We start from the raw sequence: 15,479 nt of genomic DNA on the forward strand, positions 1-15,479 counted from the left end.
CCAAAGCTAACGTTCAGAGGAACAAGAAAAGGAGCGCAAACAATGTCTCACGTCCCCCATGAACTCGCCGAGGAATTTCCGGAATTCGTCGAAAAGATGAGCGAACTGAAAGTTTCAGATGCCCATTTTGCGAAGATGTTTGACGACTATCATGAACTCAATCGCAAGGTGCACCGCGCCGAGACCAACGTCGAGCCTCGGGAAGAGTTGTCAGAAGTTGACCTGCGCAAGCGGCGTGGCTCGCTGAAAGACGAGATCTATGCCTATCTCAAGGCGCTTTGATCGATAAAACGCCAAAGGCGCGGCAGGGTATCGGATCTCCAGAGATCTGAGTGACCTGCACCTTTGACAGCGAAAAAATCCTTGTTGGATGTAGGGGCGGCAGAGAAAATCTGTCGCCCCTGTTCTATGGGGATCAGCGTATCGTTGGTGCCGTGCAGGATCAGCAGGCGCACATCCAGTGCGGTTTCGGCGCGCTCAAGGCTGTGCCAAGTGTTTGAAATCTTCTCTGCCATTGCGCCGGTGCCGGGATAGTGGAATTCGGCCAAATCGGGGATCGATGTGAACGGGGCCTCGAGGATTATCGCTGCCGGTTTGCGGGGGGCAATCCGGTCTGCAAGGGCAATCGAAACAGCGGTGCCCAAGGATTCGCCATAGATCACCAGCGCCGTGTTTTCCGCAATGGCATCATAGACCTCGATCGCGTCCGAAATGAGCGCCTTTTCGGAAGGAGTGCCGTCGCTGCCAGATGAGCCGCGATAGCCCATCGCGACAAGCCCATACCCTCTGTCGATAAAGCGCTTGAACCGGCCGGACCGGCTGGCGAGGTTTCCGGCGTTCCCATGTAGGTAAAAGAGTGTCGGCTTGTTCTCGGCGGCTTTGGTTGTCCAGATCACCACTTCGGATGCGCCAACAGACTGGCGATGGGCGCGCACCTCTGGCAGCCCCAGAGATGTGGGCGACACTTCTGTTGAATCAAACGGATAGATAATCCACCGTTCGGCCATATTGCCCAAGGCAACGGTCCCCAGCACCAAAATGCCCAGCACCAGAATTAATCGAAAAACTATACGCATCGCGGGTTGTTTCTTTCTTGAGGCGATCCAGGCGGCAAAGATTGTCAGCCGACTTCATAGGGCAAAATACCCCGTTCGTTTTCATTGATAGTCAACTGGCGCTCAAGCGGGGGGACAGACCGTTGGTGACAATCGGCACGCTCGCAGATACGGCATGAGATCCCGATCGGCGAAAAGGCCTCTGGCATCGACATATCCATGTGATCTGCATAGACCAAGGCGTCCGCGTGGCGGATTTCGCAGCCCAAGGCGATGGCGTACCGTCGAACCGGCGCACCATAGTGTCCGCCCGTTTTCGAGACGTCCCGCGCAAGGCTGAAGTAACGCACACCATCAGGGGTTTCCGCCAGCTGGCGCAAGAACCGTCCGGGGGTTTCAAAGGCGCGGTGCACATTCCAGAGCGGGCAGGCGCCCCCGAAACGGGCAAACTGCAATCGGGTGGCCGAATGGCGTTTGGTAATTGTACCCGCTTGATCGACCCGCACAAAAAAGAACGGGATTCCTTTGGCCCGCGGGCGTTGCAGCGTCGAAAGGCGGTGGGCGACTTGTTCAATCGAGGCGCCAAACCGGTTGGCCAGAATTTCAAGATCATGGCGCGTCTCGCGGGCGGCCATCAGAAATATCTCATAGGGCATCATCGCAGCCCCCGCGAAATAGTTGGCGAGGCCGATTTTGGCGATGGCGCGGGCGGCGTCGGTTTGAAAACGCGCAAAATCCAAAGTGGCTTCCAAGAGTTTGCCCGACAGCAACAGCGCCACCTGCAACAGCATCTGGAATGTCTGGGTTTCGGTTGTGGCGCGGCCCGAAATGAAAAGGGTACGAGAGTTCGGATCAAAATGGCGAAGCTGGTCCACATCCGCGATTTCAACGGACACGCCTTTGGAGTTGAGGGCATTTATGGCACCGCGCCGGATGCCGCCTTCTGATTTCGCGCGTTTGGCAAAGTTTTCGGCGGCGCGGTCAACGGCATCAATATAGTTGTCGCAATAGTGAAAGAAGTCGCGCACCTCGTCCCATGGGCTGGGCTGCATTTGCACATCCTGACGGCCCAGAGCTTCGTCAAGCGAGGCCAGCCGTTCGTGCGTTTGGCGATAGGCGCGATGCAGTTCGAGAAACGCTCGCGCCAGTGCCGGCGCGTTAGACGCGGTGAGACGCAAATCGGCAAGCGGGGCGGTCGTGTCGGCAAGGACGGGATCGGCCATTGCTTCGCGCATGTCGCTGACAAGGCGTTCGCTGTCGCCGGTGCTGAGTTCGGTCACATCCAGACCGAATTCCTGCGCCAATGCCAAAACAACCGTGGTCGACACCGGTCTGTTGTTGTTCTCCATCTGGTTCAAATAGGGCAGGGACACACCCAGCTTCTGTGCGAATTCCTTTTGGGTGAGCCCGAGACGGGTGCGGATTTCGCGTAGCTTTGCGCCGGCATAGAGTTTTTGAGTGGCCATAGTTTCTGACGTCCATAAGCTGGTTTGCTGCTGCAAATATAGGTTTGCAAATCTTGCACGTCACCTGCTTTATGAGCGCACCACTCCCGCCATTTTCAGGGCCTGGTGGCCCTTGCCAAATGTTGGGCCACGCCGCGCGGTGCGCGGCGGTTGCGCGTCACGAAAAAAAAGAGGGATCACAGGCCCAGTTGGCGTTCACGCATCATGACGTATTGAATGGCCGCCACTGCAGACAGGGACGTGATAAGCATGATCCACAACAGGGGATAGGCTCCGCCCTCTGGGGTCAGCATGGCCCCTGCAAGCGCAGACAATCCAGCGCCACCGCCGATCATGATCGCGCCGGACAGACCCGAAGCGGTTCCGGCCAGATGAGGGCGCACAGACAGGGCGCCCGCGGTTGCGTTTGGAATGCTCATCCCGTTGCCAATGCCGACAAAGGTCATCAGGCCAAAGAAAACCTCGGCGCTGCCCGCGCCCAGAAGAAACAGAATGAGGGACAGCCCGACACCAAAGGCATTCACAAGGCAGCCCCAGTTGACCATTTGGTTCACTCCAAACCGGCTTGAATAGCGACCCGACAGAAAGTTCCCGACAAAGTATCCGACGGCGGGCGCACCAAAATAGAGGCCCATTTGTGAGGGGGGCATATCGAACAACACCGTCGCAACAAAGGGGGCCCCGCCGAGGTAGGCAAAGAATGCGCCGGACGAAAGGCCCGAAGCCAGTGAGTATCCCCAAAAACGCGGGCTGGTCAGAAGCTCGGGATATTCGCGAAATTGCTGCCCGAGCGTAAGGCCGCTTTGAGTGCCGGTTTCCCCGAGATCGGCCCAGGCCAGAAAGAGGATAAAGGCACCAACTCCAAAAAGCAGCCAGAAGTTGGCCTGCCAACCGAAGCTTTCGTCCAGAAAGCCCCCTATTGCAGGGCCGATCATGGGCACCACCGTCATGCCCATCGTGACATATCCGATCATCGAGGCGGCCTGGTCCTGAGGCACCATGTCCCGAATGACGGCGCGACTGAGAACCATCGCCACGACGATGACGGCCTGCATCATGCGGAACATCAAGAACAGTTCCGCGCTCGGCGCGAAGATACAGCCCAGCGTGGCCAGCAAAAACAGTGAAATCCCCCACAGGATTACGGGACGTCTGCCGATCTTGTCAGAAATAGGCCCAACAAAGATTTGCATCGCGGCATTTACAGCCAGATAGACCGCAACAGACAGTTGCATGATGTGATAATCTGTCTGGAAATGCTCGGTCATCCGAGGCAGTGACGGCAGGAAAATGTTCATGCTCAACGCAGAGACGCCTGCGAGCAGGGTAAGTGTCAAAACATGAGGGGGCGAGTGTCGGTGTAAAAAACGACCACTGGGTAAATCGCGCATGAGCAGAACCTATGACCGGCGCAGGGTGAAGGAAAGTACCTGTTATGTGAATTAGCTAATTTGCAATATTCTGCCTGATGGTTTTCCACTATTTGCAAATTTGCCGATTTTTACTTTATCCGGCACCGCTCAGGTCCTATTGTCCGCCTAAATTTAAGGGGACTTATCATGAAAGACATCCTCCAGGAACTGGAAGAGCGCCGCGAAGTAGCACGGCTGGGTGGCGGTCAGCGTCGTATCGACAGCCAGCACGCAAAAGGCAAGCTGACGGCACGTGAACGTATCGAGCTGCTGTTGGACGAGGACTCGTTTGAAGAGTTCGATATGTTCAAATCGCACCGCTGTACGGATTTTGGCATGGAAGCCGAAAAGCCCGCAGGCGACGGTGTGATCACCGGCTGGGGCACGATCAATGGCCGTCTCGTCTATGTCTTTTCGCAAGACTTTACCGTGTTTGGTGGCTCCCTTTCGGAAACCCACGCGGAAAAGATCTGCAAAATTCAGGACATGGCTGTTCAGAATGGGGCGCCCATCATCGGTCTGAATGACTCGGGCGGTGCGCGTATTCAGGAAGGTGTTGATTCACTGGCAGGCTATGCCGAGGTGTTCCAGCGCAACATTATGGCCTCGGGCGTTGTTCCCCAGATTTCGGTTATCATGGGCCCATGCGCCGGTGGTGCCGTGTATTCGCCAGCCATGACCGACTTTATTTTTATGGTCAAAGACACCTCTTACATGTTCGTAACGGGCCCCGATGTGGTCAAGACCGTCACAAACGAAGTTGTGACCGCAGAAGAACTTGGCGGTGCGTCGACACACACCAAGAAATCGTCAGTTGCCGATGGCGCGTTCGAAAACGATGTCGAAGCTCTGGCCGAGGTGCGCCGTCTGGTCGACTTCCTGCCGCTGAACAACCGCGAAAAACCACCTGTGCGTCCCTTCTTTGACGAGCCGGGCCGGATCGAAACATCGCTGGATACGCTTGTTCCCGAGAACCCGAACACGCCTTACGACATGAAGGAACTGATCGCCAAAGTTGCGGACGAAGGTGACTTTTACGAAATTCAGGAAGATTACGCCAAGAACATCATCACGGGCTTCATTCGCCTTGAGGGTCAAACCGTGGGTGTCGTTGCAAACCAGCCGATGGTTCTGGCCGGATGTCTGGATATCGATTCGTCACGCAAGGCCGCGCGGTTTGTGCGCTTCTGTGACTGTTTTGAAATTCCAATCCTGACACTTGTGGACGTTCCGGGCTTCTTGCCAGGTACCTCGCAGGAATATGGCGGTGTTATCAAACATGGTGCAAAGCTGTTGTTTGCTTATGGCGAAGCGACCGTTCCGAAGGTGACCGTGATTACACGCAAAGCCTATGGTGGGGCCTATGACGTTATGGCGTCCAAGCACCTGCGCGGTGACTTTAACTATGCCTGGCCAACCGCGGAAATCGCTGTGATGGGTGCCAAAGGCGCAACCGAGATTATCCACCGTGCCGATCTGGGGGATGCAGAAAAGATCGCGGCTCACACCGCCGATTACGAAAGCCGGTTCGCCAACCCGTTTGTGGCTGCCGAGCGTGGCTTTATCGACGAGGTGATCCAGCCGAAATCGACACGTCGCCGCGTCTCTCGTGCGTTTGCGTCCCTGCGCAACAAAAAGCTCGAGAACCCGTGGAAGAAGCACGACAACATCCCGTTGTAAGGCTGAATCGATCGGGCGGAGAGGTTCTCTTCGCCTGATCGGGTAGGGCGGGCATCGTCCCGCCGCACGGAGATGACATGACCCGACTTTGGAAAAATCAGGCATTTACGATCGCGCATGCGGATGAGGGGAAATTCGAGGGTGCCGGACTGCGTCCGTTTTTCGAATACCGTCAGCTGGGGATCAAGGAAGCCACCAAGGGTCAGTTCGGGGCGCATGTCATCCGCGCGGTTCCCGGCATGGAAAGCCCGGCTTCGTGGCACAGTCACACGCTGGATTTCCAAATGGTTTACGTGACCAGAGGCTGGGTCGTGTTTGAATACGAAGGGCAGGGCGAACACATGCTGCGCGAAGGTTCGTGCGTACTGCAGCCCCCCGGCATCAAGCACCGTGAGGTGCGTCATTCCGACGACATGGAGCTGATCGAAATCGTCAGCCCCGCAGAATTTGAAACCACGAACGAGGACGCCCCCGAGTGACACGCAAAGGTTGGCATATTCAGCGCAAGGACGACACGGTTACCGTGGCGCGTCGTCTGCCTGCGCGGTTTGATGTGTCAGCGTGCACTGTGATGCCTTCTGGCGGTCGTTTGCGGCTGGCGCAGCAGATCCGTCAGGACATGTGGCGACGGTTGCAAAATCTCCGTGGTTTTTCTCCTGTGGTTGAGGTAAAGGATGTTAACGGCGCATTGCAGGTGACTGCGGGTGGCAGCATTGACGGCCCCTTTCCACGTGCAAGCATTGAGGAAAAGCTCGCCACCTTGTTGGCTGATCCAGACCTACGCACTCGCTGGAGCGCACAGTCCGCGCATCGCGAGGTCCGTCATGGGTAGGATCGCCGCTAAGATGTATGCTGGCGTGTTTACGACTTTCGCCGCGATAGGAGGGGCCCAATCGGGCGCGGCCATGGCCGGGGATTTGGAGGAGTTCCCGGTCGTGCCCTCTGGCTTCAAAGTACATCTTCAGGAACTGATTTTCGAAACGCGACAGGACAGCAGCCGTGTGGCGCGCTTCCGGTTTGTGATGCCGATCATCGGGCAAGAGGGCATCACCTTTGACTCGGTTGCCGGTGATTTTGATGTCCTGTGCGCCTCTCATGCGGTGCCTGCTTTGCGCAATGCAGAGGAAGATGTAGATCAGGTCATCATCTCTCTGGCGGACCGGGAAACCGAATTTGGTGTCATTTCATCCGTTGCCACCCAGTATTTCGAGGCTTACAGCATCGAAAACGACGCCTGTATCTGGGAGGGTTTCTGATGATACCACAATATCTTGCGCATGGTTGGAATGAACAGCCACGAAATGCGGCTTTGTTGCCACAGCACATGAGCTTGGGCCGCTATGTGTATATTTTTACGTCTGAATCTAGTATCTTTGGCCGTGGCGGCCTTTGGGCTGCTATGCATAAACTCATGAGGCAGGCAGGGGAAACTACCCCTGTTTACAAGAACTGGAGAAAGACATGTCGCACAGCGTCAAAGCTTTGCTGGCCCTTGGTCTGGTTGCATTCGTTGCAGCCTGCGCAGACACAGCACCCGTTGAAGAATACGTCGTGGTCGAGCCCGCACCGATCTCGCAAGAACCGGTCTACACCGGCAAATACAAATAATTCTGCCCTTTGGGCTGGACGGGCTTCGCGGCCCGTCCCCTTTTCGCATCGCTCCCTTCAACACATGGAGGACGTGGCATGCTGAAACATCGCGGTTTCCCCGGACGGCTGACCGGCACAGATTTCCAATTCATCATTCGACGCGCAAACCCCAAGGGGGTAACGCCGATCACACGACGCGAACGTTTTCGCGACCGCAGACCGGCCGACCGCCGTGCGGATGCCGGCTTTATGAAAGCCCTTTGGGAAAACTTTGGCGATCAACCGTTTGAGCGCGGCAATCTTGATGCCGGTCGTCTGAGCTGGTTGTTCGAAAGAGAAGTTGTTGCAGCTGAAGATCCGTTTGATCCCTCAAGCTATGAAGCCCTGCTCGTCATCGATGTTGATGTCGCGCGCGCGTCCTTTCCGGATGCCTTCGAAGACGAGGGGGACTGGGCGTGATCTTGCCGATGGATTCTACATATGCGCAAGAAGCGGCTCAGATGTCGATCCAGCAAGACATGTCTGTTGCCGATGCGGCGTCCAGACTGAATACTTTGGGTATGGAGGTTGGGCTTACCAGGTCCCTCTTCAGTAACACCATTTTCCGTTACCCTTCCCTTTATGGATGGTCCGGTGCTTTCACCGGATCATCCCTTTTTTCCACAGATGCCCCACAGCCCTTGGCTGATGGCCCGTCCCAAGAGGATCGGACCTGTGGTTCTCCGGATACATTGAAATCAGCGCGGACGGCCTTTGGTCCTGTGCCGCGTGGCACCTGCGCCGTGCCGTCCCCGGACGATTTCAAACTGGCCCGCTCGGTGCCGCCTTGTTTTGTGACCTACAGAACAGGTGCTGCCCGACCCGCCACCCCCCCAATTGCAGCGGACGCCCTGTTGGGCCCGCTCAGTCAAACAAGTGCTCGCCGCGCCCCCACGGCGTCTGCGGCGCTTTTCGTATCCACAGCCACGCGGGGCACCGCGGGCCAAGAACCAGAAGGGACATCCAATGTTCGATAAGATCCTGATTGCCAACCGTGGCGAGATTGCCTGCCGTGTGATCAAGACGGCCCGTAAAATGGGTATCAAAACTGTCGCTATCTATTCAGATGCCGACAAACAGGCGCTGCATGTGCAAATGGCAGACGAAGCTGTGCACATTGGACCGCCCCCTGCGAACCAGTCTTATATCGTCATCGACAAGGTGATGGACGCGATCCGTAAGACCGGCGCACAAGCCGTGCACCCCGGATATGGTTTCTTGTCCGAAAACTCGAAATTTGCCGAGGCTTTGGCCGCTGAAGGCGTTGCGTTTGTTGGCCCACCAGTAGGCGCAATCGAGAAAATGGGCGACAAAATCACGTCCAAGAAGATCGCAAAAGAAGCAGGCGTTTCGACTGTTCCGGGATACATGGGTCTGATCGAAGACGCAGACGAAGCCGTGAAGATTTCGAACGAAGTCGGATACCCCGTGATGCTGAAAGCCTCTGCCGGTGGCGGTGGTAAAGGGATGCGGATTGCGTGGAATGACGAAGAAGCCCGCGAAGGGTTCCAGTCTTCCAAAAACGAAGCAGCAAGCTCGTTTGGTGATGACCGTATCTTCATCGAGAAATTCGTGACCCAGCCGCGCCACATTGAAATTCAGGTTCTGTGCGACAGCCACGGCAACGGCATTTATCTGGGCGAGCGCGAATGTTCGATCCAGCGTCGCCAGCAAAAGGTTGTTGAAGAAGCCCCGTCGCCCTTCCTTGATGAAGCGACACGCAAAGCGATGGGTGAACAGGCTGTAGCCCTTGCCAAAGCGGTGGATTACTCGAGTGCAGGCACCGTGGAGTTCATCGTCGATGGCGATCGCAATTTCTATTTCCTCGAGATGAACACGCGTTTGCAGGTGGAACACCCTGTAACCGAGTTGATCACGGGCGTTGACCTTGTTGAGCAGATGATCCGCGTTGCCAATGGCGAGCCGCTTTCGATCTCGCAAGACGACATCAAGTTGAACGGCTGGGCGATTGAAAACCGTCTCTATGCCGAAGATCCATATCGTAACTTCCTGCCTTCGATCGGCCGTTTGACACGCTATCGTCCGCCAATGGAAACCGCTGCCGGTCCTCTGTTGGAAAACGACAAGTGGCAAGGTGATGCGCCCGCAGGTGCAATGGCCGTCCGCAATGATACCGGCGTCTATGAAGGCGGCGAAATCTCGATGTATTACGATCCGATGATTGCCAAGCTTTGCACATGGGCACCGACCCGTGATGAAGCCATCGAAGCAATGCGCAATGCGCTGGACGGTTTCGAAGTAGAAGGCATCGGCCACAACCTGCCTTTCCTTGCGGCCGTGATGGATCATCCGATCTTTATCTCGGGCGATATGACCACTGCCTTTATCGAAGAACAGTATCCAGAAGGCTTTGAAGGTGTTGAACTGCCCGAGGCAACACTGCGCAAGATCGCAGCCTCTGCCGCCGCAATGCACCGCGTCGCGGAAATCCGTCGTACCCGTGTTTCGGGTCGCATGGACAACCACGAACGCCGCGTCGGAAGCAAATGGGTTGTGTCGCTTCAGGGCGTCGACTTTGAAATGAAGGTCAAAGCCGACAAGAAGGGATCAACAGTCAAATTCGCAGATGGCACGAAAGTGCGCATCGCTTCCGACTGGACCCCGGGTGACAAGCTGGCCACTATTTCTGTGGACAAGGAAACTCTTGTTTTGAAGGTCGGCAAGATCTCGGGCGGGTTCCGCATCCGCAGCCGTGGCGCAGATCTCAACGTGCATGTGCGCACCCCGCGTCAGGCCGAGCTGGCAAAACTGATGCCGGAAAAAGTTGCCCCTGATACATCGAAGCTTTTGCTGTGCCCAATGCCCGGTTTGATCGTCAAGGTAGACGTCGAAGTAGGCGACACAGTTCAAGAAGGTCAGGCGCTGTGCAGTGTCGAGGCGATGAAAATGGAGAACATTTTGCGCGCCGAGAAAACAACAGTTGTGACCAAGATCAATGCCGCAGCGGGCGATAGCCTTGCCGTGGACGACGTGATCATGGAATTCGAATAAGCCAATGACTGCGCGCACCCATATGTCTTCGGATCCAAAAGGGCTTTGCCCTCGGACCGAAGGGGTGCGCGTATCCTACCGGATCGGATCAGACCGGCGGTCGCGTTCTTCTTGCTGTCGCAGGGGCATCTTGTCGATGGAACGCGTGATTTCACGCACGTTCCAAGGCGCGGGTTTGCGCAAATACACGATGCCGTCTTTGCCCACCAACACCATCATGAACCCGCGCGGGCGCAGCTTTTCGCGCAACGCGCTTTGGCCAGAGGGGTCCGTGTCCGTGAGAACCACGACATCCCGGTCCCTGAGCATGTCGGGCTCTGCTTCGAGCAAAGCCAACTGCTGTTGGAAACGCGGGTCATCGGAACTGTCGGCAAAAACGACAATTGGACGTTTAAGCCAATGGAACTGGTCCAATGTGACTGTCGTGCCATCAATGAACAAAGCATCCTCGGGCGCTTTGGCATCGGTTGCCATGGCGCCGCTTCCGAGAAAAGCAATCAAAACAAACACTAGACGGTGCATCGGGGTCACTCCTGTTACAGCTCAATATAGGGCTGCACCGCACAATTCATAGGAAAAACCGGATCTTTCCCCTTCAGGACAGATCACGATAAGAGGACAACGATATGACCAAGAAAGAGGACTGGTCGGAACTTGCGGAAAAAGAACTCCGTGGCCGCCCGCTAGAGGATCTGACCTGGAACACGCTCGAAGGCATTCCGGTCAAACCGCTTTATACCGCTGAAGACACTGATGGTCTTGACCACATGAACACGATGCCGGGATTTGGCCCGTTCACCCGTGGCGTCAAAGCGACCATGTATGCAGGCCGCCCTTGGACCATTCGTCAGTACGCAGGTTTCTCGACCGCCGAAGAATCCAACGCCTTTTACCGTCGCAACCTCGCTGCGGGTCAGCAGGGTGTGTCGGTGGCCTTCGACCTTGCCACTCACCGCGGATATGACTCGGATCACCCGCGCGTCGTCGGCGATGTCGGCAAGGCCGGTGTCGCCATCGACAGCGTCGAGGACATGAAAATCCTGTTCGATGGTATTCCGCTGGACAAGGTGTCTGTGTCGATGACCATGAACGGCGCCGTTGTGCCGATCCTCGCCAGCTTTATCGTTGCCGGTGAAGAGCAGGGGCATGACAAATCGGTGTTGGCCGGAACCATTCAGAACGACATTCTGAAAGAGTTCATGGTGCGTAACACCTATATCTATCCGCCCGAGCCTTCGATGAAGATCATCTCGGACATCATCGAATACACATCGAACGAGATGCCGAAATTCAACTCGATCTCGATTTCCGGCTATCACATGCAAGAGGCAGGCGCGAACCTCGTGCAGGAACTGGCCTACACGCTGGCCGATGGTCGTGAATACGTGCGTGCTGCTATGAATGCAGGCATGGACGTGGACAAGTTTGCTGGCCGTCTGTCGTTCTTCTTTGCGATTGGCATGAACTTCTTCATGGAAGCCTCCAAGCTGCGTGCCGCACGTACGCTCTGGCACCGCGTGATGACAGAATTCGGCGCCCAGAACGAGCGTTCGAAAATGCTGCGCACCCACTGTCAGACATCGGGTGTCTCGCTGCAGGAACAAGACCCCTATAACAACGTGATCCGTACAGCATACGAAGCCATGTCGGCTGTTCTGGGCGGGACACAATCGCTGCACACCAACGCATTGGACGAAGCGATTGCCCTGCCGACCGACTTCTCGGCCCGTATCGCGCGAAACACACAGTTGGTTCTGCAGGAAGAAACCGGCGTGACCAACGTGGTCGATCCATTGGCTGGCTCTTACTATGTCGAAAGCCTGACCAATGACCTCATCGAAAAAGCATGGGCTTTGATGGAAGAGGTCGAGGAAATGGGCGGCATGACCAAGGCGGTTGCCTCGGGGATGCCTAAACTGCGCATCGAAGAAAGTGCCGCAACCCGTCAGGCGATGATCGACAAAGGCGACGAAGTCATCGTTGGCGTCAACAAGTACCGCAAGGAAAAAGAAGACGTCATCGACATTCTGGATGTGGACAACGTTGCCGTGCGCGAAAGCCAGATTGCACGTCTCGAGAAGATCCGCGCAGAACGTGACAGCGCAGCTTGCGATGCGGCATTGGCAGAATTGACCCGTGTGGCCAAAGAAGGTGGCAACCTGTTGGCCGCCGCTGTTGAAGCTGCCCGTGCCCGTGCATCTGTTGGAGAAATCAGCATGGCAATGGAAGAAGAATTCGGACGTCACCGCGCCGAAGTTAAAACGCTGGCAGGTGTCTATGGCGCTGCTTACGAAGGTGACGAAGGCTTTGCCGCGATCCAGAAGTCGGTTGAAGACTTTGCCGAAGCCGAAGGGCGTCGTCCCCGGATGCTGGTTGTGAAAATGGGGCAGGACGGTCATGACCGTGGCGCCAAAGTAATCGCAACAGCCTTTGCCGATATCGGCTTTGACGTGGATGTGGGTCCTTTGTTCCAGACACCGGACGAGGCCGCGCAGGATGCCGTTGACAACGACGTACACGTTGTAGGCATCTCGTCACAAGCTGCCGGCCACAAGACATTGGCGCCTCAGCTGATCGAAGCGTTGAAGAACAAAGATGCCGAAGACATCATCGTGATCTGTGGCGGTGTGATCCCGCAGCAGGATTACGACTTCCTGAAAAACGCAGGCGTTAAGGCGATTTTTGGACCCGGGACAAACATTCCCGAGGCGGCGCAGGATATCCTGAATATTATCCGCGAAACACGCTCCTAAAACAAAAGCGCCGGAGGAAACCTCCGGCGCGTGATCGTTGTATCATCGCTTTGATGGAAACGCGGCCCTGAAAGGGGCCGCGTTTTCTTATGCCGCGGCTTCGGCTTTTTCGTCTTCTTCCTCTTGGGCATTGCCCGCCATGCGCAGCAAAACATACCCAAGGATGCCGGACACCGCAGATCCGCCCAGCACACCCAGACGTACCTGATTCATCAGCTCAGGGCTGGCAAAGCTCAGACCGCCGATAAAGAGCGACATCGTAAACCCGATCCCGGCAAGACAGGCGACGCCATAAATGTGCATCCAGTTGGCGCCATGCGGCAAACGGGCTGCGCCCACTTTCACCATGATCCAAGTCAGGCCAAACACACCGATCTGTTTGCCGAGGATCAGGCCAAGCATAATACCAAGCGGCAAAGGCTGGCTTAGCGCTTCGAGAGAAATATCCCCCAGAACAACCCCCGCGTTTGCAAAAGCAAAGACCGGCACGATGAAGAAGTAAACGTAAGGTTCAAGCCCGTGTTCGATCCGGTGCAAGGGCGATTTGCCCCAACGGTCATACAAGGGAATGAAGAACGCCAGAACAACGCCCGCAAGTGTGGCATGAACGCCGGACTTCAACACCAGCACCCAAAGCACAATACCGACAAGCACAAACGGCGCCGTGCGGTGGATGCGTGCGCGATTCATAAGGAACAAGATAATCAGCGGAACAATCGCCATGACCAGAAAGTTAACCTTCAGGTCTGCCGTATAGAACAGGGCGATGATGATGATGGCACCGATGTCATCCAGAATGGCCAGCGTCAGCAGGAAGACCTTGAGCGAAGCAGGGGCCCGCGTGCCAACAAGGGCAAGGATACCCAGCGCAAAAGCGATATCCGTCGCTGCGGGAATAGCCCAGCCAGACAGGGTTTCTGGGCTGTCCCAGTTGAGATAGGCAAAGATCATGGCCGGCACTGCCATGCCGCCAATGGCCGCTGCACCGGGCAAGATGACATCGCGCGGGTTCTTTAGCTTGCCCTCAAGAAACTCGCGCTTCAATTCGAGACCGATCAGGAAGAAAAACACGGCCATCAGACCGTCGTTGATCCAAAGCACCATTGGCTTTTCGATGCCTTTGCCATTCATGGTAATGGCACCCATCGTGTCGAGGATGAAATTGTAGGTCGAAGACATGGGAGAGTTGGCGACAATCATGGCCAACGCCGCGGCCAGCATCAACATGATGCCCCCCGCTGCTTCGTGTTTGAAAAATCGATCTATGGCGGCGCTGAGCATTTCAATTCCTGTAAACTAAGGTCATCATATGCAAGATGGGGTTCTTGCTCTGACTGACAATACCAATAATTGGGGATTTGTATGCAATTTGATCACCTTGCTGTGGCTGGCGAGACACTTCAGGCCGCAGTGTCACATGTTGAGGACGCACTTGGGGTCAAAATGGCCCCCGGAGGGGTGCATGACCACTTTGGCACGCATAATCAATTGATCGGTTTGGCGGATGGATTGTACCTTGAGGCCATCGCGATCAACCCGAGTGTGCCCGCGCTGTCGTATCCGCGGTGGTTCGATCTGGATCGATTCCATGGTCAGCCGCGTATTTCGAACTGGATTTGCCGCGTGCCCGACATGATTGCCGCACTTGCGGACCTTCCCGACGGGGCAGGGACACCTGTTTCCCTGAAGCGCGGGGATTTGCGTTGGCAGATGGCCGTGCCCGCCAGTGGTATCCTGCCCTGCGACGGGGCCTTTCCAGCAATCATCGAATGGCAGGTGCCGACACCCCCCGGAGAAACTCTCGCGGCCTCGGGATGCAGTCTGACCCGTCTGGAGATTTCGCATCCGGAGGCCCGTTGGCTCGAAAAGGTCGTGCCCCTAAAAGACGATCGCGTTGTCTTTGCTTCGGGTGATCCTGACATGCGCGCGACTTTTGATACCCCGCACGGGCGCAGGGAATTGTCATGATCACCGTACGCCCGGGCAGTCGCGACGATGCTGTGGCGGTGTCCGATATCTGGAACCGGGAAATTCGCGAAGGCGTCAGCACCTTCAATTCCATCGAGAAATCTCGTGCGGAAGTCGAAGACCTGATCGAGGCGGCAGGAGATACCTTTCTGGTCGCCTTTGAAGAGGACAGGCTTCTTGGATTTGTCACCTATGGCCAGTTTCGCGGCGGGGTTGGATATGCTCATAGCATGGAACACACCATCCATCTTGCTGGGGTGGCCCGTGGCAAAGGCGTGGGGCGCCTGCTGATGGAGCGTATAGAAGACGTTGCCCGCAAAAAGAATGTGCACAGCTTGATTGCCGGAATCGCGGGTGAGAACGAAGCCGGGGTCGCCTTTCATGGTGCGTTGGGTTTTGTTCACGTGGCACGGGTGCCCGAAGTCGGGCGAAAATTCGGGCGGTGGATGGATTTGATCCTGATGCAGAAAATTCTGTGATGCAGCACTGACATTGCTGCGGTTG

Annotated in this window: 17 protein-coding genes; 12 read left to right on the forward strand and 5 right to left on the reverse strand. The window is 56.2% G+C overall.

Annotated features, from left to right (window positions below):
* The first annotated feature begins 42 nt into the window (after positions 1 to 42).
* Positions 43 to 282, forward strand: coding sequence for an HP1242/YdcH family protein (locus tag PH7735_RS04965; protein ID WP_058310182.1), 240 nt, complete (start codon positions 43 to 45; stop codon positions 280 to 282).
* Here the strand turns inward: PH7735_RS04965 and PH7735_RS04970 are convergent.
* The 3 genes from PH7735_RS04970 to PH7735_RS04980 form a co-directional block, all read right to left on the reverse strand.
* Positions 264 to 1,076 (reverse strand): alpha/beta hydrolase, encoded by an 813-nt coding sequence (locus PH7735_RS04970; RefSeq protein WP_058310183.1) that lies wholly within the window; start codon positions 1,074 to 1,076, stop codon positions 264 to 266. The two genes, PH7735_RS04965 and PH7735_RS04970, sit on opposite strands and share 19 nt — an antisense overlap.
* 44 nt (positions 1,077 to 1,120) lie before the next feature.
* Positions 1,121 to 2,521, reverse strand: coding sequence for a helix-turn-helix domain-containing protein (locus PH7735_RS04975; RefSeq protein WP_058310184.1), 1,401 nt, complete (start codon positions 2,519 to 2,521; stop codon positions 1,121 to 1,123).
* A gap of 176 nt (positions 2,522 to 2,697) precedes the next feature.
* Positions 2,698 to 3,912 carry a multidrug effflux MFS transporter gene (locus PH7735_RS04980; protein WP_058310185.1) on the reverse strand — a complete coding sequence of 405 codons (1,215 nt, stop codon included), beginning with the start codon at positions 3,910 to 3,912 and terminating at the stop codon, positions 2,698 to 2,700.
* A gap of 168 nt (positions 3,913 to 4,080) precedes the next feature.
* Between PH7735_RS04980 and PH7735_RS04985 the strand changes: the two genes are divergently transcribed.
* From PH7735_RS04985 to PH7735_RS05015, 8 genes are all read left to right on the forward strand, one after another.
* A complete protein-coding gene (locus PH7735_RS04985; RefSeq protein ID WP_058310186.1) occupies positions 4,081 to 5,613 on the forward strand; it encodes an acyl-CoA carboxylase subunit beta in 1,533 nt (510 codons plus the stop codon).
* 77 nt (positions 5,614 to 5,690) lie between these two features.
* Entirely contained in the window at positions 5,691 to 6,092 is a 402-nt protein-coding gene (locus PH7735_RS04990) for a cupin domain-containing protein (protein WP_058310187.1), read from the forward strand.
* Positions 6,089 to 6,445, forward strand: a complete 357-nt coding sequence (locus PH7735_RS04995; RefSeq protein WP_058310188.1) for a hypothetical protein — start codon at positions 6,089 to 6,091, stop codon at positions 6,443 to 6,445. The genes PH7735_RS04990 and PH7735_RS04995 overlap by 4 nt, the downstream gene beginning before the upstream one ends.
* Positions 6,438 to 6,869 carry a DUF6497 family protein gene (locus tag PH7735_RS05000; protein WP_099274414.1) on the forward strand — a complete coding sequence of 144 codons (432 nt, stop codon included), beginning with the start codon at positions 6,438 to 6,440 and terminating at the stop codon, positions 6,867 to 6,869. Before PH7735_RS04995 ends, PH7735_RS05000 begins: the two co-directional genes overlap by 8 nt.
* Before the next feature lie 205 nt (positions 6,870 to 7,074).
* Positions 7,075 to 7,221, forward strand: a complete 147-nt coding sequence (locus PH7735_RS20795) for a hypothetical protein (protein ID WP_199534969.1) — start codon at positions 7,075 to 7,077, stop codon at positions 7,219 to 7,221.
* Positions 7,222 to 7,299: 78 nt separating this feature from the next.
* A complete protein-coding gene (locus tag PH7735_RS05005; protein WP_058310190.1) occupies positions 7,300 to 7,662 on the forward strand; it encodes a hypothetical protein in 363 nt (120 codons plus the stop codon).
* An 8-nt stretch (positions 7,663 to 7,670) separates the two neighbouring features.
* Entirely contained in the window at positions 7,671 to 8,219 is a 549-nt protein-coding gene (locus PH7735_RS05010) for a hypothetical protein (protein WP_058310191.1), read from the forward strand.
* The gene (locus PH7735_RS05015; protein ID WP_058310192.1) at positions 8,209 to 10,254 is read left to right on the forward strand and encodes an acetyl-CoA carboxylase biotin carboxylase subunit; all 2,046 of its coding nucleotides are present in this window, start codon (positions 8,209 to 8,211) and stop codon (positions 10,252 to 10,254) included. The genes PH7735_RS05010 and PH7735_RS05015 overlap by 11 nt, the downstream gene beginning before the upstream one ends.
* Positions 10,255 to 10,329: 75 nt before the next feature.
* On the opposite strand, the gene PH7735_RS05020 is transcribed toward PH7735_RS05015, so the two are convergent.
* Positions 10,330 to 10,776, reverse strand: coding sequence for a DUF4174 domain-containing protein (locus PH7735_RS05020; protein ID WP_058310193.1), 447 nt, complete (start codon positions 10,774 to 10,776; stop codon positions 10,330 to 10,332).
* 104 nt (positions 10,777 to 10,880) lie between these two features.
* Here PH7735_RS05020 and scpA point away from each other — a divergent pair, with 104 nt between their 5' ends.
* The gene (gene scpA / locus PH7735_RS05025; RefSeq protein WP_058310194.1) at positions 10,881 to 13,007 is read left to right on the forward strand and encodes a methylmalonyl-CoA mutase; all 2,127 of its coding nucleotides are present in this window, start codon (positions 10,881 to 10,883) and stop codon (positions 13,005 to 13,007) included.
* Between the two features lie 87 nt (positions 13,008 to 13,094).
* On the opposite strand, the gene nhaA is transcribed toward scpA, so the two are convergent.
* Complete coding sequence (gene nhaA / locus PH7735_RS05030; protein ID WP_058310195.1) at positions 13,095 to 14,288, reverse strand: Na+/H+ antiporter NhaA; 1,194 nt, start codon at positions 14,286 to 14,288, stop codon at positions 13,095 to 13,097.
* Between the two features lie 81 nt (positions 14,289 to 14,369).
* Here nhaA and PH7735_RS05035 point away from each other — a divergent pair, with 81 nt between their 5' ends.
* A complete protein-coding gene (locus tag PH7735_RS05035) occupies positions 14,370 to 14,975 on the forward strand; it encodes a VOC family protein (protein ID WP_058310196.1) in 606 nt (201 codons plus the stop codon).
* On the forward strand, positions 14,972 to 15,454 hold the full coding sequence (locus tag PH7735_RS05040) for a GNAT family N-acetyltransferase (protein WP_058310197.1): 483 nt from the start codon (positions 14,972 to 14,974) through the stop codon (positions 15,452 to 15,454). The genes PH7735_RS05035 and PH7735_RS05040 overlap by 4 nt, the downstream gene beginning before the upstream one ends.
* The last annotated feature ends 25 nt before the right edge of the window (positions 15,455 to 15,479 follow it).

Source organism: Shimia thalassica (assembly GCF_001458215.1).
In the GTDB taxonomy this organism is placed as follows: Bacteria; Pseudomonadota; Alphaproteobacteria; order Rhodobacterales; family Rhodobacteraceae; genus Shimia; species Shimia thalassica.